Origin of the sequence: Chryseobacterium populi (assembly GCF_000282115.1) — a bacterium.
In the GTDB taxonomy this organism is placed as follows: domain Bacteria; phylum Bacteroidota; class Bacteroidia; order Flavobacteriales; family Weeksellaceae; genus Chryseobacterium; species Chryseobacterium populi.
Genome location: NZ_AKJY01000021.1, coordinates 73,361 through 95,751 on the forward strand (window position 1 = coordinate 73,361; position 22,391 = coordinate 95,751).

General features: G+C 36.0%; 20 protein-coding genes and 2 tRNA genes. 8 read left to right on the top strand and 14 right to left on the bottom strand.

What is annotated here, in order from left to right; genetic code table 11:
* Window position 1: 1 nt before the first annotated feature.
* The 13 genes from PMI13_RS07065 to PMI13_RS07125 all read right to left on the bottom strand — a co-directional run bounded on the left by PMI13_RS07065 (window position 2) and on the right by PMI13_RS07125 (window position 13,214).
* Window positions 2–553: an LptE family protein gene (locus tag PMI13_RS07065; RefSeq protein WP_007842173.1), complete on the bottom strand. Its 552-nt coding sequence runs from the start codon at window positions 551–553 to the stop codon at window positions 2–4.
* Window positions 543–1,238 carry a hypothetical protein gene (locus PMI13_RS07070; RefSeq protein ID WP_007842174.1) on the bottom strand — a complete coding sequence of 232 codons (696 nt, stop codon included), beginning with the start codon at window positions 1,236–1,238 and terminating at the stop codon, window positions 543–545. Before PMI13_RS07070 ends, PMI13_RS07065 begins: the two co-directional genes overlap by 11 nt.
* Before the next feature lie 5 nt (window positions 1,239–1,243).
* On the bottom strand, window positions 1,244–2,524 hold the full coding sequence (locus PMI13_RS07075; protein WP_007842175.1) for a sigma-54 interaction domain-containing protein: 1,281 nt from the start codon (window positions 2,522–2,524) through the stop codon (window positions 1,244–1,246).
* Between the two features lie 116 nt (window positions 2,525–2,640).
* A complete protein-coding gene (locus PMI13_RS07080; RefSeq protein ID WP_007842176.1) occupies window positions 2,641–3,078 on the bottom strand; it encodes a hypothetical protein in 438 nt (145 codons plus the stop codon).
* Window positions 3,079–3,148: 70 nt separating this feature from the next.
* Window positions 3,149–4,597 carry a tRNA (N6-isopentenyl adenosine(37)-C2)-methylthiotransferase MiaB gene (gene miaB / locus PMI13_RS07085; RefSeq protein WP_034669968.1) on the bottom strand — a complete coding sequence of 483 codons (1,449 nt, stop codon included), beginning with the start codon at window positions 4,595–4,597 and terminating at the stop codon, window positions 3,149–3,151.
* 117 nt (window positions 4,598–4,714) lie between these two features.
* Window positions 4,715–5,296 (bottom strand): hypothetical protein, encoded by a 582-nt coding sequence (locus PMI13_RS07090; RefSeq protein WP_156104429.1) that lies wholly within the window; start codon window positions 5,294–5,296, stop codon window positions 4,715–4,717.
* Between the two features lie 216 nt (window positions 5,297–5,512).
* Complete coding sequence (locus PMI13_RS07095) at window positions 5,513–5,995, bottom strand: hypothetical protein (protein WP_007842184.1); 483 nt, start codon at window positions 5,993–5,995, stop codon at window positions 5,513–5,515.
* Window positions 5,996–6,116: 121 nt separating this feature from the next.
* Window positions 6,117–7,850 carry a thiamine pyrophosphate-dependent enzyme gene (locus PMI13_RS07100; RefSeq protein WP_007842186.1) on the bottom strand — a complete coding sequence of 578 codons (1,734 nt, stop codon included), beginning with the start codon at window positions 7,848–7,850 and terminating at the stop codon, window positions 6,117–6,119.
* Window positions 7,851–8,053: 203 nt separating this feature from the next.
* Window positions 8,054–8,479 carry a hypothetical protein gene (locus PMI13_RS07105; RefSeq protein WP_007842188.1) on the bottom strand — a complete coding sequence of 142 codons (426 nt, stop codon included), beginning with the start codon at window positions 8,477–8,479 and terminating at the stop codon, window positions 8,054–8,056.
* A gap of 45 nt (window positions 8,480–8,524) precedes the next feature.
* Window positions 8,525–9,724 (bottom strand): diaminopimelate decarboxylase, encoded by a 1,200-nt coding sequence (gene lysA, locus PMI13_RS07110; RefSeq protein WP_007842189.1) that lies wholly within the window; start codon window positions 9,722–9,724, stop codon window positions 8,525–8,527.
* Between the two features lie 349 nt (window positions 9,725–10,073).
* Window positions 10,074–11,297 (bottom strand): 3'-5' exonuclease, encoded by a 1,224-nt coding sequence (locus PMI13_RS07115; protein ID WP_007842191.1) that lies wholly within the window; start codon window positions 11,295–11,297, stop codon window positions 10,074–10,076.
* Window positions 11,298–11,657: a hypothetical protein gene (locus PMI13_RS07120; RefSeq protein WP_007842193.1), complete on the bottom strand. Its 360-nt coding sequence runs from the start codon at window positions 11,655–11,657 to the stop codon at window positions 11,298–11,300.
* A 30-nt stretch (window positions 11,658–11,687) separates the two neighbouring features.
* Entirely contained in the window at window positions 11,688–13,214 is a 1,527-nt protein-coding gene (locus PMI13_RS07125) for a helicase HerA-like domain-containing protein (protein ID WP_007842194.1), read from the bottom strand.
* A gap of 372 nt (window positions 13,215–13,586) precedes the next feature.
* On the opposite strand from PMI13_RS07125, the gene PMI13_RS07130 reads away from it, so the two are divergent.
* From PMI13_RS07130 to PMI13_RS07140, 3 genes are read left to right on the top strand one after another with little or no spacing between them, the layout of a single operon-like run.
* Window positions 13,587–14,996, top strand: a complete 1,410-nt coding sequence (locus PMI13_RS07130; protein WP_007842196.1) for an MBL fold metallo-hydrolase — start codon at window positions 13,587–13,589, stop codon at window positions 14,994–14,996.
* Window positions 14,997–15,374, top strand: coding sequence for a rhodanese-like domain-containing protein (locus PMI13_RS07135; protein WP_007842197.1), 378 nt, complete (start codon window positions 14,997–14,999; stop codon window positions 15,372–15,374).
* Window positions 15,375–15,399: 25 nt separating this feature from the next.
* Complete coding sequence (locus tag PMI13_RS07140; protein ID WP_007842199.1) at window positions 15,400–15,699, top strand: thioredoxin family protein; 300 nt, start codon at window positions 15,400–15,402, stop codon at window positions 15,697–15,699.
* Window positions 15,700–15,784: 85 nt separating this feature from the next.
* On the opposite strand, the gene PMI13_RS07145 is transcribed toward PMI13_RS07140, so the two are convergent.
* Window positions 15,785–16,537 carry a nitrilase-related carbon-nitrogen hydrolase gene (locus PMI13_RS07145; protein ID WP_007842201.1) on the bottom strand — a complete coding sequence of 251 codons (753 nt, stop codon included), beginning with the start codon at window positions 16,535–16,537 and terminating at the stop codon, window positions 15,785–15,787.
* A 106-nt stretch (window positions 16,538–16,643) separates the two neighbouring features.
* Between PMI13_RS07145 and PMI13_RS07150 the strand changes: the two genes are divergently transcribed.
* The 5 genes from PMI13_RS07150 (at window position 16,644) to PMI13_RS07175 (ending at window position 22,349) form a co-directional block, all read left to right on the top strand.
* Window positions 16,644–17,084, top strand: coding sequence for a DUF6646 family protein (locus PMI13_RS07150; protein WP_007842203.1), 441 nt, complete (start codon window positions 16,644–16,646; stop codon window positions 17,082–17,084).
* Window positions 17,085–17,188: 104 nt separating this feature from the next.
* Window positions 17,189–18,538 carry an RIP metalloprotease RseP gene (rseP, locus tag PMI13_RS07155; protein ID WP_007842204.1) on the top strand — a complete coding sequence of 450 codons (1,350 nt, stop codon included), beginning with the start codon at window positions 17,189–17,191 and terminating at the stop codon, window positions 18,536–18,538.
* Window positions 18,539–18,618: 80 nt separating this feature from the next.
* A tRNA-Asn gene (locus tag PMI13_RS07160) sits at window positions 18,619–18,692 on the top strand.
* Window positions 18,693–19,460: 768 nt separating this feature from the next.
* Window positions 19,461–19,534, top strand: a tRNA-Asn gene (locus tag PMI13_RS07170).
* Window positions 19,535–19,823: 289 nt separating this feature from the next.
* Window positions 19,824–22,349 (top strand): DUF5686 family protein, encoded by a 2,526-nt coding sequence (locus PMI13_RS07175; protein WP_007842206.1) that lies wholly within the window; start codon window positions 19,824–19,826, stop codon window positions 22,347–22,349.
* The last annotated feature ends 42 nt before the right edge of the window (window positions 22,350–22,391 follow it).

Sequence of the window (22,391 nt, forward strand, 5' to 3'; positions counted from 1 at the left end):
CTTACCAATTCGCTACAATATCGTTAAATATCTTATTAATAATTCTTTCGTTTACAATCTTCACCTGGGAAGCTTCTATATCACTTTGTGAGAGGCTGCTGTTGAATACAGCTTCATCAGAATAGGTTCTGTCAAAACTTATATCAGGATGAACCTTATTCTCATAATGCACTTTAACTGTAATGGTTAATTTATTTTGAGATTCCTGCACTACTCCGCCTGTTGTGGTAGTTTGTGTATTGGAACTAATGGTGGTAGGCGTAATGGAGTAATCTGTGATTTCACCTTCTATCAGGATATCCGGATTTTCTTTAGTTCCTTTCAAAGTTGTTCTCTGTAAAAAACGGTTCTGAATATCTGTTGAAAACTGCTGTGATAAGGTAGGATTTACTAAAGCCGCATTGTTCGGGAACTCATTGATCTGTACTGTTTTTTCATCTTTCAGAGACGAGCCTGTAAAACTGTAGCATGAGTTCAGCATTCCTAAACAAAGGAATAACAAACCGATCAGCCCTGATTTCTTTATGGTGATATTTTCGATTTTAAAATTCATTTTTTATTCCTATTTCTTTTATTTCGTCGTATTCTATCTGCTGAATGGCATCTTCAAAAGCAAAATAATGGGTTGTATAAAAATAAGGCATTGTGATCAGAATTCCAATACCGCAAAGAAGTATTCCGAGCTGGGAAAGAAAACCTACCACAATGGCAAATAAGAAAATGGACAGCAAATTGTTTTTTGTCATTATTCTGGACATCTTCCAAAGCGTTTTCAGGTCATAAATCTTTTTCAGTGAGATCAATCCCGGAATATAAAAACCTATTAAAGCAATAATTAAAATAGCAACTGCAATCATAAACACATAAGGTACAAAAAATATCATAAAGGCTGGTGAAGGATCATCTCCGCCCACTATTGCTGCAAAAGGGATGACAAAAGCCATCGGAATATAAATTGCAAATACCGCAGCAAAAATGATTAATTGTATCACAAAATAAGGCACAAAATCATCAAAATTAAAAATCTCTCCTATACTGGCAGGTTCACCTTTATTTACTTTTCTGCAGTATCTGTAAAAGTTTCCCATTGCTAAAAAGCCGCAGAAAGGGATAATTGACATGATCATGCAAAAGAGATAGGCTACTAAAAAATTACCGAAGTCTTTTTTTAAAAGCTCTAATCCCTTACTAAGATATTCATTGAGTTTAAAATCGATTGATTTTGCTTTGATATTCATAAATTTTAGTCTTCCAGGTTATATTGCTTTATTTTTCTGTATAAAGTTCTTTGTGAAATTCCCAGTTCATCAGCAGCTTTGTTCCTGCGTCCCTTGTGCTTCTCCAACGCTTTGATAATCAGATCTTTTTCATTATTCTGCAATGATAAAGATTCCGGTTTGTCTTCTTCTATTTCAATATCCTCGATGTCTTCATAACTCTCATCCGGATTGGAAATGATAGTTGGGGTCTGAACCTGATTATTATCTTCAAAATACAATAAAGAGCCCGGAGCTGCATTCTGCTGTGGTTCCGGAGTATATATTCTGTTGATCAGATTTTTCTCCTGATTGCTTAATTCTGCAGTTCCCCGGTTTTTTATCAACTCTGAAGTTAACGATTTTAAATCATTGATATCATTTCTCATATCGAAGAGAATTTTATACATGATTTCCCTTTCGTTTCCGAAATCACTTTGCTTTTGAGTATTCGGAGTATTGACTACCATTGGCAAATGCGTCTCCATTGGAATATACTCTGCAAGCTTTTCAACGGTGACATTTCGGTCTCTTTCAACAACGGTCATCTGCTCCACCAGATTTCTCAGCTGACGCACATTTCCCGGAAATGTGTAATTTTCTATATAATGGACAGCTCCCGGCTCCAACTCCAATTCAGGCATTCTGTATTTCTCAGCAAAATCTATTGCAAATTTTCTGAACAGTAAATGAATATCTCCTTTTCTTTCTCTTAAAGGCGGCATATCGATCTGCACGGTATTCAAACGATAATACAAATCCTCACGGAATCTGTTATCATGAATTGCCTTCATCATATTCACATTGGTAGCAGCAACGATTCTTACATTGGTTTTCTGTACCTGTGAAGAACCTACTTTCATGAACTCACCGCTTTCCAGCACCCTTAGTAAACGTACCTGTGTCTGCAAAGGAAGCTCTCCTACTTCATCTAAGAAAATGGTTCCGCCATCTGCCACTTCAAAATACCCTTTCCTGGTAGCCGTTGCTCCTGTAAAAGCTCCTTTTTCATGCCCGAATAGCTCGGAATCAATGGTTCCTTCAGGGATTGCCCCACAGTTAACAACAATATAAGGCTGATGTTTTCTTCTGGATTCTGAATGAATAATTTTAGGGATAAATTCTTTTCCTACTCCACTTTCCCCTATTACCAAAACGGAAATATCGGTAGGCGCTACCTGAATTGATTTTTCCAGGGCACGGTTTAAAGCCGGAAAATTTCCAATGATTCCAAAGCGGTTTTTTATATTTTGTAACTCGACACTCATAAGTAAAATTTAGATTATTGATTTAGACCATCTACGGTTTCAGATTTTTTTCCGTAGATTTTGTTAATTTGAAATAATGAATATTAACTTTTGCTTGATATTCATGTGATTTAATTCTAACTTTTTAAATCTAAATAATCTTTGTTTCTGATTTTTGAAACTTTACTTTTAAAATATATATTTCCGGCAAAGCTGTATTTTTTGCCTTGTCTTTCAAAATTTTTTAAAACTATATTGTACTTTTCAGTCTCAGGATAGTTTTCTCCGGATTTGTCATCAGGAGAAGCGGTCTTATGCCCTGTCTCAGAAAAAGCTTTTCCTATTACATGAATAGCTTTTTGTTTCTGATTTACGGTACAATAATGATCAGAATTTTTGCAGACTGAAAATACCAGTGATTGCTGACACTGTTGAGATCCCAGAAATTTACTGTATACTTCACACAGTTTTTTGCAATCTTCACTTTCGAGAGTACCGTTGCTTACATGTGCTGAAATATTGTTGTAAATGATTACCAATAAAATACTAAGGCAATATTTCTGAAATTTTTCCATTGTCTGTTTTATTGTTTATTACTGATAATAATCGGTTTCTAATATCTGTTTTTTACTCTGAAGAGCAAATTTAGTTCATTGTATGTTCTGATTTTCTCCCTAAAAGTGTGCCTTGCGTGTTATCATAAACAAAAACATCCACAATGTCACCTATTTTCTGTCCTTCCTGCTGATCAAAGACACAAACTGCATTCTGGGAATTCCTTCCTTTCCACTGATTTTTATTTTTTTTGGAGATTCCTTCAATCAAAACCTGATGTATTCTTCCTACATAGGATTTCATACGGTTTCTTGATAGCTCCCCCTGAAGTGCAATAACCTCAGCCAGACGTCTTTGCTTAACATCTGCAGGAATATTGTCTTCCATTTTTTTATGAGCCGGAGTTCCCGGTCTTTCCGAATAAGCGAACATATAGCCGTAGTCATATTCCACCTCTTTCATGAGACTCAGTGTATCTTGGTGATCTTCTTCTGTTTCGTTACAGAAACCGACAATCATATCCTGAGAAAAAGCAATTTCCGGAACGATTTCCTTCGCTTTTTTAATTAAATCTAAATATTCTTCGCGGGTATGTTGTCTGTTCATCGCCTGCAACATATTATTGCTTCCGCTCTGAACGGGAAGGTGTACATATTTACAGATATTATCATGTTTCGCCATCGTTCTGAATACATCCAGGCTCATATCCTGAGGATTGGAAGTAGAGAATCTGATTCTCATTTCAGGAACGGCTTTAGCAACCTGGTCCAGCAATTGCGAGAAGTCAACAGCAGTAGCTTTCTGCATTTCTGATGCTTTTGTAAAGTCTTTTTTAGGCCCCCCACCATACCAAAGATAAGAATCTACGTTTTGACCTAATAAAGTAATTTCTTTATAGCCACTGTTCCAAAGGTCTTTACATTCTTCAAGAATAGAATGCGGGTCACGGCTTCTTTCTCTACCTCTGGTAAACGGAACTACACAGAACGTACACATATTATCACATCCCCTTGTAATGGTAACAAAAGCTGTAACACCATTTCCACCTAAACGTACAGGATTGATATCTGCATAAGTTTCTTCTTTTGAAAGAATTACATTGATGGCATCTCTTCCGTCTTCTGTTTCTTTTAAAAGGTTGGGTAGATCTCTGTAAGCATCTGGTCCTACCACTAAATCAACCAGCTGCTCTTCTTCTAAAAACTTTGTTTTTAACCTTTCAGCCATACATCCCAGAACACCTACCGTCATATTCGGCCTTTCTTTTTTAAGATTTTTAAATTGGGAAAGACGCATTCTTACGGTCTGCTCAGCTTTCTCACGGATTGAGCAGGTATTTAAAAGAATAAGGTCGGCTTCTTCTACTTTCAAAGTAGTATTGTAACCTTGTTCATTAAGAATAGAGGCAACGATTTCAGAATCAGAGAAATTCATCTGACAGCCATAGCTTTCTAAAAACAGTTTTTTAGAATTCCCGGCTTTCTCAGCAATAGCAAAAGCTTCTCCTTGTTTGGTTTCGTCAATATATTTTTCTTGCACGATTGTCTGTTTAAGGTTCAAATGTTAAAGTTCAAGGTTTTCGACTTTGAATTTTAAACGCTGAACTTTTGAATTAATTTGCAAAGATACAAAATCTTGTGACAGAATGGCAGGAGTTTAATGAGATCTGTAAAATCCGTTTTGATTCAAGGGATTATTTAATTTATTGTGTTCAGTTTTTATATCAAACTGTTGAGTTACACTTTGTCTAAGTGTATATTTTCTTGGAATTCCATTATAACTTGCGGGATTCCATTCTCCTTTTATCTTTGAAAGATCGGAAGCAAGTTGTTTTTTCTCCTGATCGGTATATTCTCCTTCAACTTTAATATCCTCCATAATACCCTTTTCATTAATTGTAAAACTGAACGAACCATACCTATCTTCATTTTTTCTTATTTTCTGTTCAAAAATTCTTCTGACTTCGTACGAAAAAGCAGGCAGCCCTTTTTTAAATTCGGGATATGTAAATATATTATCTTTAGGATCATCCTTCGAATAATATAATAAAAATGGATTAATTTCCACATTGGCTATTGCTCCAACAAATTTATCATCTTCTTTAGCAGGTACCCAACGCTTTAAATAAGGAATCAATTTACGCCCAAAATCAAAGGCACATTTCTTTTTTTCAATATTTAATGAATCAAAATCTTTGACATAACTAATTGATGCATCTGCATAAACCAGAATCTTCATAAAATATTTCTCGTCGTGATCCGGGCATGGCAACAACCCCTTCTTTTTTACAATCTGAATCATCTCCATTGTCATAATTCTTTCTCCTCCTGCATAAAAGTGTTGCTTTGGAGGATAATGATCTAACACCTCTAATTGTGAATAAAAAATATTAAATAGAGAAATAAAAGCTAAAAGTAAAAATTTCTGAAACATGGTAAAAACACTTGAGATAAATTATAAATCAGCAGCGATAGATGAAAAACTCATTTTCAGTTTCATTTCAGACGGTATGGGTTGTCCGTTGCATGTTGCAGGAGCCCAGTTTTTTTTAATCCTTCTCACCACATACTGCATATCATCAAAAAACACTTCGCTGTTTAATACTTTGGGAGAGCCTTCAGTATCAGTCACTTTCCCTGTTGCGTCAATCGTTAAGGTAAAAGTAAAATCTCCGGTTAGTGTATAAAAATCTGAATTAAGAAAAGTATACATGTATTTTTTAAGGGTTTCTTTATAGGCAGCAACTCCACCTTCAAAATTTGCAGCTTTAAAATCATTACAGTTCTTGGCGGCAACCTGTAAGAACGGTTCTTTGATGTCTATTTTCAGGAGGTTTTTATTATTTTCTACAATAAATGAATCATCCCTGTCTTCAAGGTCCTGTGCAAACGAAAAATTCGCTGCAAAAAATCCTATAAAAAGCAATATTATTTTCATGAATGTATGCTTTACATTATTATGAAGCAAAATTACATCAAAAAGAAAAAAAACTTTACACAAAAGTGCAAAGTTTAATGGTTATTTGACTGAAAAGATCATAAGAATCTCCTGATATTTGTTACAGCAATCCTTTAATATGCTTATAATTGGTTTTTACAGTTTCCAGCACTTCATCCATTTTACCACCTAACATCAGCTGAGCCATAGACTTTGTCATTCCTAATACCTGGTCAAAGTCAATTTTCGGAGGTAAGGCTAAAGCATTTGGATTGGTGAAGATATTCAACAGATAGGGGCCGTCGTGATTAAGACATTCTGTAATTGCGTCAGCAACTTCTTCCGGTTTATGAACATTCTTTCCCGGATACCCCATTGCCTGAGCTACCATGGCAAAATCCGGATTAATCATATCTGTTTCATTATCTGGCATTCCACCCACTTCCATTTCCAGCTTTACCATTCCCAATGTTCTATTATTGAAGACAATTAGCTTTACAGGAAGTTTGTATTGAAAAATGGTTGCCATATCTCCCAGCAGCATGGAAAGTCCACCATCCCCACACATGGCAATAACCTGACGCCCCGGATATGCTAATGACGCTCCAATAGCCATTGGCATAGCATTCGCCATAGAGCCATGATTAAATGAGCCCAACATTTTACGTTCTCCGGTTCCGGTGATAAACCTTGCTCCCCAAACACAGCACATTCCGGTGTCTACTGTGAAAATAGCATCTTTCTTGGCCAGCCTGTCGAGTGTATGTGCCACATATTCCGGCTGAATTGCGTTTTCTTTTCCAAAATCCTTTACATAAGCCAGCTGCTGTTCTTTTACTTTTTCGTAAAACTCTAATTGCTGATTCAAAAAATGTGCATCAGTCTTTTCTTTGAGGAGTGGGAGCAGAGCTTTGATTGTTTCTTTCACATCACCGGTAAGTCCAAGCTCTAATTTGGCCCTTCTTCCCAATCTTTCAGGACTTTCATCAATCTGAACGATCTTATTTTTTACCGGCATAAATTTTTCGTAAGGAAAGTCTGTCCCCAAAAGAATGACCAAATCAGCATCGTGCATGGCATGATAGGCAGAAGGAAAACCTAACAGACCCGTTAATCCCACCTCATTCGGATTATTGGGCTGAAGAGCCATTTTCCCACGGAATGAGTATCCTACGGGAGCTTTCAAATGTTTTGATAACTGAACAATTTCCGCATTCGCTTCTCCGGCTCCTACTCCTCCATAAATTGTTACTTTTTCACTTTTGTTGATAAGATCCGCCAGCTGGTTTAGCTCATCATCTGAAGGACGGATAACCGGATTGGTTCTAAATATCCGGGCAGAAGTACCTGTATCTTCAGCATTCAGTTCAGAAACATCTCCGGGAAGTCCGATTACAGCGACTCCCTTTTTAGATATGGCATGCTGAATAGCAGTCTGAAGAATTCTCTGTACCTGTTCTGGTCTTGTGATCATCTGATTATAATAGCTGCAGTCGTCAAATAATTTAATGGTATTCGTTTCCTGAAAATAATCCATCCCCATTTCATTACTCGGGATAGTGGAAGCAATAACCAACATGGGAACATGGGAACGATGGGCTTCATATACCCCATTGATCAGATGCACATGGCCCGGGCCGCAGCTTCCGGCACATACCGCAAAACCATCCAGCTCAGCTTCTGCAGCAGCAGCGTATGCACCTACTTCTTCATGTCTTACATGAATCCATTTTATACTGCTTTTTTTAACGGCAATATTCAGATGGTTAAGGCTGTCACCGGTAAGTGCATAAATTCTTTTCACATTTGCTTTTTCAAGCATTTCAACAATCTGTTCGGCTATATTTTTCGCCATAATTAATATTTTTTTGGTATTTATAGAAAGAGATAGGAGATCAGGTGGCACTTGTATAAAAATATTCATCCCTCTATCAAATTTAATTAATAATTCAGGATTTCCGGCCAGTCACAAGATTAAAATTTTATTATATCTGGATTTACACTACAAAAAAGACCCTACATTACTGCAAGGCCTCATTATTTTAAGATTTAAATAATCTATCTTATATTAGCATATGGTTTAGAGCAGGTAAGAAAAGCTCTGCCATCATGATCCGGTATGTCTCTTGAAAAACTTAAACTGACAGAAACATTTTGCTTTTGATTGCTCACAAAATGTTTTTTAATTCTACCAAGATCTCTTTTAACTTCTCTTTCAAATGATTTGTCAAAAAGTTCAGGTAAAAGCTTCACCTCGGAAATTTTTCCATCTTCATCAATATTAAAATTCAGTTTAAAGTCTCCGTTTACCTGGAATGCATTTCCTGTATACTGTAAGTTATCGGATAAATCAGTATTGAATTTTTGTTGCCCTCCTGCATAAACCGTTTCCAATTGATTTTTATCAGAAGTAACTTTTACATAAGTCTGTGAATAAGATAATGTAAAAACCGAAATAGTGATGACTGAAAATATTTTTTTCATAAAATTAATATTGGGTCTTATAAAGTTACAGCTTTCAATCAAACCTTACAATATCTCAATCTGATTTCTCAGTAAATCTTCAAACTCATCTCTTTTACGGATCAGATGGGCTTTTCCATCTAAAAATAAAACTTCTGCAGGCTTTAATCTTGAGTTGAAATTTGAGCTCATCTCGAAACCGTAGGCTCCCGCATTATGGAAAGCCAGAATATCACCTTCCCTTACTTCGTGCAGTTTTCTGTCCCATGCGAAAGTATCTGTTTCACAGATATTTCCTACGACCGTATAAATTCTCTCCGCTCCTTTCGGGTTAGATAAATTTTCGATAACGTGGTAAGAATCATAAAACATCGGGCGGATCAGGTGATTAAATCCTGAATTTACTCCAACAAAAACGGTTGCTGTAGTCTGCTTGATCACATTAGCTTTCACTAATAAATATCCGCTTTTTCCTACTAAAAATTTTCCGGGCTCGAACCATAACTCAAATTTTCTGCCTGTTGACTTAGAAAACTCAGAAAGCACTTTTTCCACTTTCTTACCTAATGTTTTCACATCCGTTTCTTCTTCACTGTCCTGGTAAGGAATTTTGAAACCACTTCCCATATCCAGGTATTTCAGATTAGGGAAGTGCTCTGCAAGTTCCAGCATGATATCTAAAGCCTGTAAAAAAACTTCCGGATCTTTGATCTCACTTCCGGTATGCATGTGAAGTCCCTCAACATTGAGGTTGGTGCTTTTCATTACCCTTTCGATGTGACGAACCTGATGAATTGAAATTCCAAACTTGCTATCGATATGACCAGTTGAAATTTTATAGTTCCCACCTGCGAAAATATGCGGGTTGATCCTTACGAGAATCGGATACGTATTTCCGTATTTATTCCCGAACTGCTCAAGAATGGAAATATTATCAATATTAATATGAACTCCATGCTGCATCGCTTCTTCAATTTCAGCCAGGTCGACACAATTCGGGGTGAATAATATTTTCTCTTTTGGAAATCCTGCTTTTAATCCCAGTTTAACTTCATTAATTGATACACAATCCAAAGAAGCCCCCAGGTTCCTGACGTATTTTAAAATATTTATGTTGGTTAATGCTTTAGCAGCATAAAAGAACTTCGTGTGTTTTAAAAAAGAAGATGTAAGTTTCTCGTATTGGGTTTTGATAGATTCAGCGTCGTAAACATACACCGGCGTGCCATATTCATTGGCAATCTTTAATAATTCTTTTGAATTCATAATTTCATTTTAACATAAAAAATGGCAGATTCTTCCAAAAAGAGTCCGCCACAATAATTATTTTTTATGCAAGACAACTTTTAAATATTCCAAACCTTAGAGAACCTAACAGCTCCCTTTTTTCCGGTTTTCATTTGTTTAAAATTTTGCATTGCTTCCTTTTATTTTTTGCAAAAATACTATTTATTTTTTATTTTTATATGAATTTCCCTCTTTAACATCTATTTTCACTTTGGTTCATTCGCAGGCACCAGATCTATATAGGGCTCATACATTTCCGGGCTTCTTTTCTTAATTTTTCCCATGGATATCCCATCCATAAAATATATTGGGTAGAATTCATGAATTTTTATTTCGGCAATGGCAGTGTCTCAAAATCACCACGAAGCAGGGCCAACTGCAATTCATTGTTGAGATCTGTGGAAGATAACGGCAGATCAATTTTTAGTTTTGAAAGTTTATTCAATGTCTGAATCTGGGTAAATAATTCATAAAAACCATATGAAATTACTTTTCCGTTTTCAATAATAAGGAACATTTTTTCACCCAATTTCCTTCCCTGGCCAAGCCAAAGTTCATTTCTTTTCCTGAAATCAATCTTTTTCATGAAAACATCAACGTCATTATACTCTTCCTTCAGGCTGATAAACTGAACTGCTTTTGTTCCCTGGGTAAATGACCTGAATTTTAGAATAGGTTTCTCTGCTTTGTTAAGTTTGTTCTTCTCAACAATGTATTTATTATTTCTGAAATAAAGCCCATACGGAAACACTTCTCTTTTCTTTATATTTTTGGAGTTCAATATCAGTTTGGCAATGACATCCGTCCCCGTAAGTTCAAAATTGATCTGTTCAACATCATTTTGAATGATCTCCCATTTTTTAGATTTTGAATTAAAAACTTTTTTGGAAAACTTATTGATATCCTGTACATGATCTGAAAAAATAATTTTCCCGGCTTCATTCTGGAAGTAAACAAAACCTTTTTCGTTAGGCAAATCCTGAGTTAACTGTTTGATTTTATTGATGTAAGACTTAGAATTTGTTTCCTCATGCTGTTTCTGAATAATCTCATTCTCTGTATCCTTGGATATTAAAAGCCTGAAAAGCTCTAACGTCGCTCTTGCATCTCCTTCCGCCCTATGATGGTTGGTTAAAGGAATTCCTAAAGATTTAACCAATTTTCCCAAAGAATAACTTACCTCGTCCGGAATCAGTTTTTTTGCTAAAGGAATTGTATCTAAAGTATTGATTTTAAAATCATAACCAAGCCTGCTGAACGACTGGCGAAGCATCCGGTAGTCAAAATCAATATTATGACCTACTAAAGTTGTATTTTGGGTAATTTCAATAATTCTGCGGGCAATTTCATGAAATTTCGGAGCTGTTTTTACCATTTTCGGGGTAATGCTCGTCAGTTTCTGCACAAAAGGAGTGATATCACTTTCAGGATTGACAAGGGAAATAAACTGATCAATAATTTTCTGCCCGTCATACCTGTAAATAGCAACATCTATAATGCATTCTTTTCTATAACCTGCACCATTACTTTCTATATCTATAATTGAATACATCTAAACTTTTCTGTTATACAACACGTTTTTATGATTATTAATAATACCTGTCATAAGAAGGCCAAAACATAATGTTAATAAGCTAAATACATAACCCATGCCATAAGTCCAGACTGCCTGTAGCTGATTTTGCTGTAAGTCTTTTACATTGGACAAAAAAACGGCAAACATAATATACAGACTAATCAAAGAAACCAGGCCTCCGAAAAACCGGTACATCCATTTTTTGTTGACCAGTAGAGGTAGTGCTGCTAAAATAACAAAAATTATATCAAAAAAACTAAACCGGCCGTTGATACTGTCCATTATTAAGTTCAGAACAGCTAATCCTATAAAGTAGAAAGACGATAGTTTTTTCATTTTTATATGTTTTGACGTTATTTTTTAAGTTTATCTTCTTCGTCCACCCAATCCGAACATCCCCAGAATGGCTTTCGCCCCTTCACGCATTAAAGTACTGGTAAAAGTTCTTCCCGCCTTACTTTGTAAAACCTGTTCAAACATTCCCGGTTCCTCTTTTACCGGCCTTGTTTTTTGTGTTGGAGCTGCTGTCTGGGCTGCCTGCTCCATTCTGTTGGCCAGCATTTCGTATGCAGATTCCTTATTCACATCTTCCTGATATTTAGTCACTAAAGCCGATCTGCTAACCAGATCAGAAACTTCGGCATCATTTAAAACATCCATTCTGGATTCAGGAGAAATCAGGTAAGTGTGTACCAATGGCGTAGGAATACCTTTTTCATCCAAAGCAGTCACAAACGCCTCACCGATTCCTAAATTCTGAATTAAAGTTGAAGCATCATAAAATTCTGTCGTCGGGTAATTTTCGACAGCCTTGCTGATTTCTTTTTTATCTTTTGCCGTAAAACCTCTTAATGCATGCTGAATTTTCAACCCCAATTGTGAAAGTACACTTTCGGGAACATCTCCCGGAATCTGTGTAATGAAATAAATCCCGACTCCTTTGGAACGGATCAGCTTCACCATTGTTTCAATCTGCGAAACCAAAGCTTTGGAAGATTCATCAAAAATCAAATGGGCTTCATCGATAAACAATACCAGCTTCGGCCTTCCGCTGTCCCCTTCTTCAGGAAAGGTCATATAAATTTCCGCAAAAAGAGAAAGCATAAATGTAGAAAACAATTGCGGTTTATTCTGGATATCGGCAACTCTTAAAATATTTACCACTCCTTTTCCATCTCTTGTTTGAAGCAGATCGTGAACATCAAAACTCAACTCACCAAAGAAACCGGCGGCTCCCTGCTGCTCCAAAGCAACAATTGATCTTAAAATAGCTCCTAAAGAAGCAGAAGCAATGGAACCATAATTGGCAGCAAGCTCAGTTTTTCCCTGCGGATTATCTGTCACATACTGAAGTACTTTTTTCAAATCATTCAGGTCAATTAAAGGAAGCCCTTTATCATCACAATATTTGAAAACAATAGACATGATACTTTGTTGGGTATCATTCAGCTCTAAAATCTTACTTAATAATATCGGTCCGAATTCAGTAACCGTCGCCCTTAATTTTACTCCTTTACCTCCGGAAATGCTCATCAGCTCTACCGGAAAAGACTGCGGATTATAGGGAAGCTGTGTTTTTGCATACCTCTCTTCAATGATAGAGTTCATCTCACCGGCCTCTGCAATTCCGGAAAAATCACCTTTAATATCCAAAACTAAAGACGGAATCCCTGCATGCGAAAGCTGTTCAGCAAAAACCTGTAATGTTTTGGTTTTTCCTGTTCCTGTTGCGCCCGCAATAAGGCCATGTCGGTTAATCGTTTTTAAAGGGATCGTTACATTCACTTCCGGCACCACTTCACCATCCAGCATTCCTTTCCCTAATATAATATGTTCTCCTTTGGGAGTATATCTTGCATTTAATTCTTCTGTAAATTGTGCTTTGTTTGCCATTTAACTTTTTTAACTTATAAATATAAAAGTTTTTGTAAAATATCTCTTCATTAAAGTCATATTCTTCATCAAGTTTTTGTTATTAATTTAACCGTAATATTACAGGCAAAATGAAAAACTACAGAATAACTCATGAAAAAAGGATATTAAAGAGAAAATGACTGCTGCACAATTATTTAAACATGACATAAAACAGTCTACCAATTTAGTGCTCTTTTAAAAACTCATTATTGACTGAAAGCTAACAGCTTGCAATAATTAAAAGCCTATAAAATTTCTAAAATTGACAGAAACTATTAGTCATATTTAACATTTCATTTACAATTCATCTAATACTTTGTATCTTTATCTAAAATTTTTAAAACAGAACCAATGAAAGTTGAACAAATATATACGGGCTGTCTGGCTCAGGGCGCCTATTATATTGTATCAGAAAATGAAGCTGCAATTATAGATCCGCTCAGAGAAGTAAAACCTTATCTGGATCGTCTGGAAAAAGACAATGTAAGTTTAAAATATATTTTTGAGACTCATTTCCATGCAGATTTTGTTTCAGGACACTTAGATTTAAGTAAAAAAACCGGAGCTCCTATTGTTTACGGCCCCACTGCCAATCCTGAATTTGAAGCCATTATTGCTGAAGACAACCAGATTTTCGAAATCGGAAAACTCAAAATAAAAGTTCTGCATACTCCCGGTCACACCATGGAAAGCTCTACTTTCCTTTTAATTGATGAAAATGGCATCGAAACAGCTATTTTCACTGGTGACACCTTATTTTTGGGTGATGTAGGAAGACCGGATCTTGCTCAGAAAGCGACCAGCCTTACCCAGGAAGATTTAGCCGGGATTTTATACGAAAGCCTTCATTCCAAAATAATACCTTTGGATGACAATATCACTGTTTACCCCGCTCATGGAGCCGGCTCTGCATGTGGAAAAAATATGCAGAAAGAAACAGTAGATACTTTGGGAAATCAGAAAAAGAGCAATTATGCATTAAATCAGCCTGATAAAGAATCTTTCATAAGAGAAGTTCTTGATGGACTGACTGCTCCGCCAAAATATTTCGGGATGAATGTTGCCCTTAATAAAGGAGGCTATGAAAGCCTTGATCTTGTAATGAATAAAGGATTAAATCCGGTCTCAGTTAAAGATTTTGAAGCTTTTGCCGAAGAAACCGGAGCCTTGATCTTAGACACAAGAAGCCCGGGTGAATTCCATAAAGGATTTATTCCCAATTCAATCAATATAGGATTAAAAGGTGATTTTGCACCTTGGGTAGGGACATTAATCATCGATGTGAAACATCCCATTTTATTGGTTTCAGATGAAGGAACGGAAGAGGAAACCATTACAAGGCTAAGCAGAGTGGGATTTGACAATGTTTTAGGCTATTTAAAAGGAAGCTTTGAGGCATGGAAAAATTCAGGTAAAGAAACTGATGAAGTGAAGAGAATATCTCCATCTGAATTTGCAGAACAGTTTGACGGAAACTCTAAAGTGATAGATGTCAGAAAACTGACAGAATATTCTGCTGAACATATTGATAATGCTTACAACAAACCTCTGGACGGAATCAGTGACTGGGTAGGATCTATTGACGATTCAGAACATTTTTTCCTGCATTGTGCAGGAGGTTACAGAAGCATGATTGCAGCAAGTATTCTTAACGCACACGGTATCAGGAACTTCACAGAAATAGAAGGTGGATTTAACGGAATTAAAAAAACTGAAAAATTCCCGATTTCTGATTTTGTCTGCCAGTCAAAAACGATATAAATGAAAAATCAGTTTTTTGGACTTATTATTGCAGCTTCCTTTATATTAAGTGCATGTAAAACAGCAGACACAACCCAGGTTTTTCAGACGAATATCAGGGAAGTGGTGAACAGTTCTGATGCTACTCTGATAGATGTCAGAATCCCGGAACAATATGCCGAGGGTACCGCAAAGAATGCCATCAATATACCTTTAGCAGAAATTCCAAATAATATTGAAGCGCTTAAAGGTAAAAAAGTAGTGGTCTTCTGCAATAAAGGGATACAGGCTGACCAGGCGTTGGAAATTTTAAAGAAAAATGGTGTGGAAGCTTATGACGGTACATCCTGGAAAAACGTAAAAGCCATTCAGGAAGAGCAATCGGCCACAAAACAATAATGTTTAATTGAATAAGATTAAAGGTATGTCACAAAAATTTCAGGAAATCATAGATTCCGAAAGACCGGTCCTGATTGACTTTTTTGCAACGTGGTGCCAACCTTGTAAAGTACAGTCTTCGGTTTTAACGACAGTAAAGGAAAATGTGGGTGAAAGTGCCCGGATTATAAAAGTAGATGTCGACCAATATCCTGCTATTGCATCACAATACGGGGTACGCGGAGTTCCCACTTTAGCAATCTTCAAAAAAGGAGAATTACTCTGGAAGGAAAGCGGTGTGCATGATGTAAATACCCTGACCCAACTTTTAAAACAATACGAATAAAACTGTGATCTCTCACAGTTTTTTTTATTATTTAACTATTGATCTTACCAGATGGTTATGGCTAATTTTAAGCTTAATTAATAGTTCAAATTTCAATTGAAAACCGGTCTCTGTCATTTAAGAACTGAAAATGGTTTCTGAAATCTTTTAATTCATGCAAATCCAGCTCAGCAGAAATGATATTTCCGTTTTTCTGAGAAATTTCTTTTCCGTCTGCAAAAAAACAATGGGAACTTTCCTGGTAAAATAAGTTATTTCCATCGGTCCCGATCCTGTTTAAGCCAAAAACAAAAGATAAGTTTTCAATGGCTCTCGCCTTCAGAAGATGCTCCCAGGCTCCGACTCTTTTTTCAGGCCAGTTGGCAACATATAAAACAGCATCATAATCATTATTATTTCTTGCAAAACCCGGAAAACGGAGATCATAACATACCTGCAATAAAAAACGGATTCCTTTGTATTCAACAATCATCCTTTCTTTTCCGGGAGCATACACTTTATCTTCTCCTGAAAAAGAAAACAAATGGCGTTTATCGTAAAAACTGATTTTTGAATCTGCTTGTACGAAGTACATTCTGTTATAAAATTTACCGCCGTCCTCTACAGGAGCACTTCCGCAAAATGCTGCATTTTTTTCTTTTGAAAGTTTTTTTAAAAACTCCAGAGACTCTTCATTCCGGTCCGAAACTTCCGAAGCATCCATGCAAAAACCTGTTGAAAACATTTCCGGCAGAAGGAAAAGGTCTGCCTCCTCATTTTTCAGCTGCTCTTCGATCAATTGAAAGTTTCCATATTTATTTTTCCAGATAATATCTAAATTCAGTCCTGTAATTTTCATAAATCTCATTTCAAAAACTCTATAAAAATACGGTTTTTAATTCATTTCGGTTCTATTTTTGATGTTGATAATTTTTTCAAATAACGATATCAAAATTAAAAAATTTATGAAGAAATTGGTTTTTATGTTCATGGTTATCTTTTTGGGAGCTACTGCAAATGCCCAGGCATGGACAGGAAAGGGAGATCAGAAAATACAGCTTGGTCTTAGTGCGTGGGGATACGGAACCGGAGTGACGGGAACTTATGACTATGGGCTGAACAAGCTCATTTCTGTTGGAGGCGGATTAAATGCTTACTTTGACGATTACAAGGATAATGATAAAGACAACCGGGTTTTTATTTTCGGGAGACTGAATTTCCATTTACAGGAAGCATTACAATTACCGGAAAAATGGGACATTTATCCTGGTGTTGATGTAGGTGTTCTCGGAAAAGATTTCGGGATTGGAGCCCACATCGGCGCGCGTTACTTTTTCACAGAGAAATTCGGGGTATTTGCTGAAGTAGGAAACAATGGCAGCCTCGGGGTTTCTTTCAATTTGTAAAAATCAGTCCAATATATGACAAAGCTTCTCATTTCGAGGAGCTTTTTTATTTGGCATAGTTTTGATAATTGTTACCTTTGCAAATTAAAATCTAAAATTTATTAATGGAATTAGCAATCAAACTCTTTCAATTTATATTAAGCATTTCTATCTTAGTAATTCTTCACGAGCTTGGCCACTTTTTACCTGCAAAATGGTTTAAAACTAAAGTTGAAAAGTTTTATCTGTTTTTCGACCCGTGGTTTTCTGTGGTAAAGAAAAAAATAGGTGAAACAGAATACGGAATCGGCTGGCTTCCTTTTGGAGGTTATGTAAAGATCGCCGGAATGGTAGATGAAAGCATGGATACCGAACAACTGAAGCAACCCGCTCAACCTTGGGAATTCAGGGCAAAACCGGCTTGGCAGAGACTAATTATTATGCTTGGAGGGGTTACGGTTAACTTTTTCCTGGCTTGGTTGATCTACAGCTGTCTTTCTTTATTCAATGGAGAAACCTATACTGACCTTACCAAATTCGAAAATGGAATCGGACTAAGTGATGCGGGTAAAAAAATGGGTTTCCAGAATGGGGATAAGATCGTTAGCATTGATGGGAAACCTGCTGAAAGATTAGAAAATTCTTCCATCAACATTCTTTTCAGTAATCATGTTACTGTTTTAAGAAACGGAAAAGAAGTTACTTTTAAAGTTAATGAGGATGGTATTGCTGATGTAATCAAACAAAGAGAAGCCAAATTATATATTACTCCAAGAATCCCTATGGTGATCGACTCTCTTGCAACTCCGGCTTCTAAAGCTTCCGGTTTAACGGTAGGAGATAAAGTTGTCGGGATTAATGGAAAAAAAGTTCAGTTCTTCGATGAAGTAAGTACTGAACTTAATCAGAACAAAAACAAAACGGTGGTTTTAGAGGTTGTAAGAGATGGTGTTAACCAGACATTATCAGTTCCTGTAGATAAAAACGGAAAATTAGGTGTTCAGATTGACACCAAGAATCTTAAGAACCTTGTTACAGATAAAAAATATTCTTTCGGAGAAGCAATTCCAAGAGGTTTTGTAAGAACAATTGAAGCGTTAACCATGCAGGTGAAACAGTTCAAAATTATGTTTAACTCTAAGATACAAGGGTACAAAAACGTGGGTGGTCCAATTGCAATCGTAAAATCTATGCCTGTGGATAAGAGTGCTGACGGAAGCTTTGCCATCAACTGGCCTGCGTTCTGGAGTTTTACCGCAATGTTCTCAGTATGGCTGGCATTTTTAAATTTAATTCCTATTCCGGGGCTTGACGGTGGGCATGTTATTTTTACCCTATATGAAATGATTGTAGGAAAACCTGTTCCACAGAAAATTTTAGAGAATGCCCAAATGGTCGGAGTTATCTTCCTGTTAGGCTTGATGTTACTGATTTTCGGAAGTGATATTTTCAAAATTATTACTGACAAACTGTAATTTTTGAAAAAATTTCCATAAAATATTTGTCCGGTATAAATATTCGTCCTATATTTGCACCACTTAAAAACAAAGGACATTCCTCCTTAGCTCAGTTGGTTAGAGCATCTGACTGTTAATCAGAGGGTCGCTGGTTCGAGCCCAGCAGGAGGAGCAAAAAGACTTACAGAAATGTAGGTCTTTTTTTTATAATTTTGCTTGATAAGAATTGATCATATTTAATTCACTAGATATAATGCCTTTATCCCGGATTTATTTAAAGAATAACCATCCGCAGGATTTCCCCCCAACCTTCCTTTTTTTTGAGCAATGGTTTAGATTTAAGACTTAAAAGCAATGTCACGCTTTTCGTTGGTGAAAACGACATCGCAAGTCTACGCTCTTAGAAGCTATTGCTGAGAAATGTGGTTTTAATGTAGCCGGAGGAAATCGAAATTATAATTATAATTTTTATAAAACGGAATCAGAATTCTCAGAATATCTTACACTTTCCTGAAATACTAAAATATCCAGGATTTTTCATGCGGGCAGAAAGTTTTACAACATACATTGATGAGACAGTTACCTTTACTATTCCTAATTCATAAATTAGAAAAAGCAGGAAAAGCTCAGTTCATTATTTCAAACCATTCGCCAATTTTGATGAGCTATCCAAGCACTGAAATTTATTTATTGGATGGTAAAATTCAACGAATCCATTACAAGAAACAGAGCATTATCAATTAACAAAGAATTTTTTGGAATCCTTGGAACTGTATTTTCCGGCATTTATTTGAAGATATTTAAGTTTAAACAAAAAACATTGAAATATTTCTTATTGAATTTCAATATATTTGGTCTAAAATTATCGGCAATCAGGGATAAAACTTGTTTGTTATAGATATTCATATTATATTTGCACCACATAAAAAACAAAGGACATTCCTCCTTAGCTCAGTTGGTTAGAGCATCTGACTGTTAATCAGAGGGTCGCTGGTTCGAGCCCAGCAGGAGGAGCAAAAAGACTTACAGAAATGTAGGTCTTTTTTATGGTATTTATGATGCAATATTTCTCCCAAAGCCCGAAAATCTTTTATCGTTAAAAAAACACACGAACTTATTCAAATAATTTTTCAAATTTCGCATTATTTTAACAAATCTATAACTATAACTCTATCATTTTGATGGAGTTATTTCATTACATTTGCATTTTTGTAGATCGACATGAAATTTTTTTAAATTTTATCCGTTTTAAAAATAAACAGCATACTTTTTGTTTATGCTAAATGCTTGAAGAAAACAACAAATGTTAACAAATAATTCCAGATACTGCCCTCTCTTTTTTCTTATATTCTTTTCCAATTTTATCTGCGCTCAAAATACAGCCAACGGAAAAATAATTGACACTAAAACCAATAAAGAAATCACAGGTGTAGATATTTTTATCAATGATAGTAATAAGCCTGTTTTCACGACCTCTACAGGAAGCTTCAGTGTTCAGTCTGACAGTATTATCTATAAATTAAAATTTTTACGGAAAAGCTATGCTTTACAAAGCGTAACCATTACCCCGGAAAATGCCAGTAATTTAATCATTAAGCTTTCTCAGGAGAAAGTAAGCAATATTGAAGAAGTGGTTATCCACAACGAAAAGCCCAAATATAAAAATAAAAAAGAAAATCCGGCTTATGCTATTATGCAGGAGGTATGGAAAAGAAAAAGAAATAACGGGCTAGACAAGTTTGATACCTATACTTACAAAGAGTACGAAAAAATTCAGTTTGATGCCAATAATCTGGACAGTGCCTTTATGAAGAAAAAAATCTTCAACAAGCTTGATTTCATCTTTGATTATGCAGACTCTACAGCAAGCGGAAAAATGGGGCTTCCTATTTTCCTGAATGAGGCTATTTATGAAAATTACGGGGAAAACAAGCCCTCAAAAAAGACAAAAAAACTGTTGGTTGCACAGAAAACTTCTGGCTTCCAGGATAATCAGATCGTCACGCTTACTGCAAAAAATCTCTATCGTGACATCAATATTTATGACAACACTTTAAATTATTTTGATATAGGCTTCCCAAGCCCTGTAGGAACAGATGGTTTCAGCACCTATGATTACAATCTGATTGACACCATATCAATGCGGGGAGAAAATGCCTACAAAATAAGGTATCAGCCTAAAAGGACTGAAGTTTTAGCTTTTCAGGGATATCTTTTTATAGATACCGATACCTATGCTGTTTTGGGAGCCACCTTAAAATCGACCCAAAGGATCAATGTAAACTTTATTAATGCCATCTCTACAGAACTGGAATATGATAATCCTGATGAAAATACTTTTTTACCTAAAAAGTTTGTCACAGAAATCGAAATGACTCTTTTTTCCAAGAAGAAAACATCAAAGAGCATTATTGCCAAAAGATCCGTCGATTATTCACAGTATGACTTCAACAAACCTTTGGATGCTAAAATTTTCACCCGGAAGGAAGAAGAGTATGATGATAAGTTTGTTGATAAGGATGATGCCTATTGGGTAAAAGCAAGGCCGGATTCTCTTTCAAAAACCGAACAGGGTGTTTATGATATGCTTGATAAGCTGCAGCAAACCCCAAAATTCAACAGAATTGTAAAGTTATATGAAACCCTGGGTTCAGGATATTACAATATTACAAAGGGGATCGATCTGGGCCCTATCTTCTCTGTTTACGGAACCAATGAGGTGGAAGGAGACAGAATCAGATTAGGCGCAAGAACATATTTTACAAGAAATGACCCCTGGAGAGTACAATTTTATACCGCTTACGGTTTCAAAGACCAGCAATTAAAATATGGTGTTGAAGCAAAATATATGTTTAACAGGGTTAACCGATTTATGATTGGTGCAGGAACCCGGAGAGATGTAATGCAGCTGGGAGTACAGTTAACCAATGATGATGGAATTATGTCCCGTTCATTTGCATCTTCCACCGTTTTTGCAAGAGGAGAAAACGCTTCATTAAGCTCTGTTAACCAAACTAATATATTCACTTCCATCGAACCCTGGAAAAATTTTCAGATAAGGGTTGACGGCACCATGCAGAGCATTAAATCTGCCAATCCCGACGGGTTTAGCCTGATGTACTACCGCAATGGTGATTTAAGAAAAACACTCAATGATTCGCATGTTACCGTAAGTTTGATCGCAAGGCCGGGAGCCAAGTTTTCTCAAACAGGGATAGACCGGTACGAACACGGAACTTTAGCCCCTACAATTGTTTTAAAATATACACGTGGTATTGAGGGCTTATTCAATGGAGACTTCAACTATAATAAGCTTCAGTTCATGTTTTATAAGCCTGTTTTAATCGGAAGCTGGGGCAAGACCTTAATTAATTTTGAAGCGGGGAAAAACTTTGACACCGTACCATTGGCTTTACAAAATGTAATTCCGGGGAACCAGTCTTACAGTTTGGCAACCAATACTTTTGCTCAGCTTAATTATTATGAATTTGTTGCCGATACTTACACAACATTGCATTTAGAGCATCATTTTAACGGAAAAATCCTTTCTTACATTCCTTTGATTAAAAAATTGAAACTCAGAGAGGTTACTTTTATCAGAGGTGCTTACGGAACATTAAGTGATGCGTCTAAAAAGATCAATGTAGAAGGATTCAAATATTCTGCGCCGAACGAACATATTTATTATGAGTACGGATTCGGAATTGAAAATATAGGATTTGGAAATTTAAGAATTTTCAGAGTAGACTTCAATTGGCGTGGAAATTATTTAGACCGCCCTGATATTTCTACATTTGGAATAAAAGCCGGCTTTCAGGTTGGTTTTTAAAAAAGTAAATCTCCTTATGAAAAGGAGATTTTTTATTTTTAG

Excerpts from the sequence above, each read along its gene's own strand:
- PMI13_RS07065 (WP_007842173.1), bottom strand. The coding sequence starts at position 553 with ATGAATTTTAAAATCGAAAATATCACCATAAAGAAATCAGGGCTGATC.
- PMI13_RS07070 (WP_007842174.1), bottom strand. The coding sequence starts at position 1,238 with ATGAATATCAAAGCAAAATCAATCGATTTTAAACTCAATGAATATCTT.
- PMI13_RS07075 (WP_007842175.1), bottom strand. The coding sequence starts at position 2,524 with ATGAGTGTCGAGTTACAAAATATAAAAAACCGCTTTGGAATCATTGGA.
- PMI13_RS07080 (WP_007842176.1), bottom strand. The coding sequence starts at position 3,078 with ATGGAAAAATTTCAGAAATATTGCCTTAGTATTTTATTGGTAATCATT.
- PMI13_RS07090 (WP_156104429.1), bottom strand. The coding sequence starts at position 5,296 with ATGAAGATTCTGGTTTATGCAGATGCATCAATTAGTTATGTCAAAGAT.
- PMI13_RS07095 (WP_007842184.1), bottom strand. The coding sequence starts at position 5,995 with ATGAAAATAATATTGCTTTTTATAGGATTTTTTGCAGCGAATTTTTCG.
- PMI13_RS07100 (WP_007842186.1), bottom strand. The coding sequence starts at position 7,850 with ATGGCGAAAAATATAGCCGAACAGATTGTTGAAATGCTTGAAAAAGCA.
- PMI13_RS07105 (WP_007842188.1), bottom strand. The coding sequence starts at position 8,479 with ATGAAAAAAATATTTTCAGTCATCACTATTTCGGTTTTTACATTATCT.
- lysA (WP_007842189.1), bottom strand. The coding sequence starts at position 9,724 with ATGAATTCAAAAGAATTATTAAAGATTGCCAATGAATATGGCACGCCG.
- PMI13_RS07115 (WP_007842191.1), bottom strand. The coding sequence starts at position 11,297 with ATGTATTCAATTATAGATATAGAAAGTAATGGTGCAGGTTATAGAAAA.
- PMI13_RS07120 (WP_007842193.1), bottom strand. The coding sequence starts at position 11,657 with ATGAAAAAACTATCGTCTTTCTACTTTATAGGATTAGCTGTTCTGAAC.
- PMI13_RS07125 (WP_007842194.1), bottom strand. The coding sequence starts at position 13,214 with ATGGCAAACAAAGCACAATTTACAGAAGAATTAAATGCAAGATATACT.
- PMI13_RS07130 (WP_007842196.1), top strand. The coding sequence starts at position 13,587 with ATGAAAGTTGAACAAATATATACGGGCTGTCTGGCTCAGGGCGCCTAT.
- PMI13_RS07135 (WP_007842197.1), top strand. The coding sequence starts at position 14,997 with ATGAAAAATCAGTTTTTTGGACTTATTATTGCAGCTTCCTTTATATTA.
- PMI13_RS07140 (WP_007842199.1), top strand. The coding sequence starts at position 15,400 with ATGTCACAAAAATTTCAGGAAATCATAGATTCCGAAAGACCGGTCCTG.
- PMI13_RS07145 (WP_007842201.1), bottom strand. The coding sequence starts at position 16,537 with ATGAAAATTACAGGACTGAATTTAGATATTATCTGGAAAAATAAATAT.
- PMI13_RS07150 (WP_007842203.1), top strand. The coding sequence starts at position 16,644 with ATGAAGAAATTGGTTTTTATGTTCATGGTTATCTTTTTGGGAGCTACT.
- rseP (WP_007842204.1), top strand. The coding sequence starts at position 17,189 with ATGGAATTAGCAATCAAACTCTTTCAATTTATATTAAGCATTTCTATC.
- PMI13_RS07175 (WP_007842206.1), top strand. The coding sequence starts at position 19,824 with ATGTTAACAAATAATTCCAGATACTGCCCTCTCTTTTTTCTTATATTC.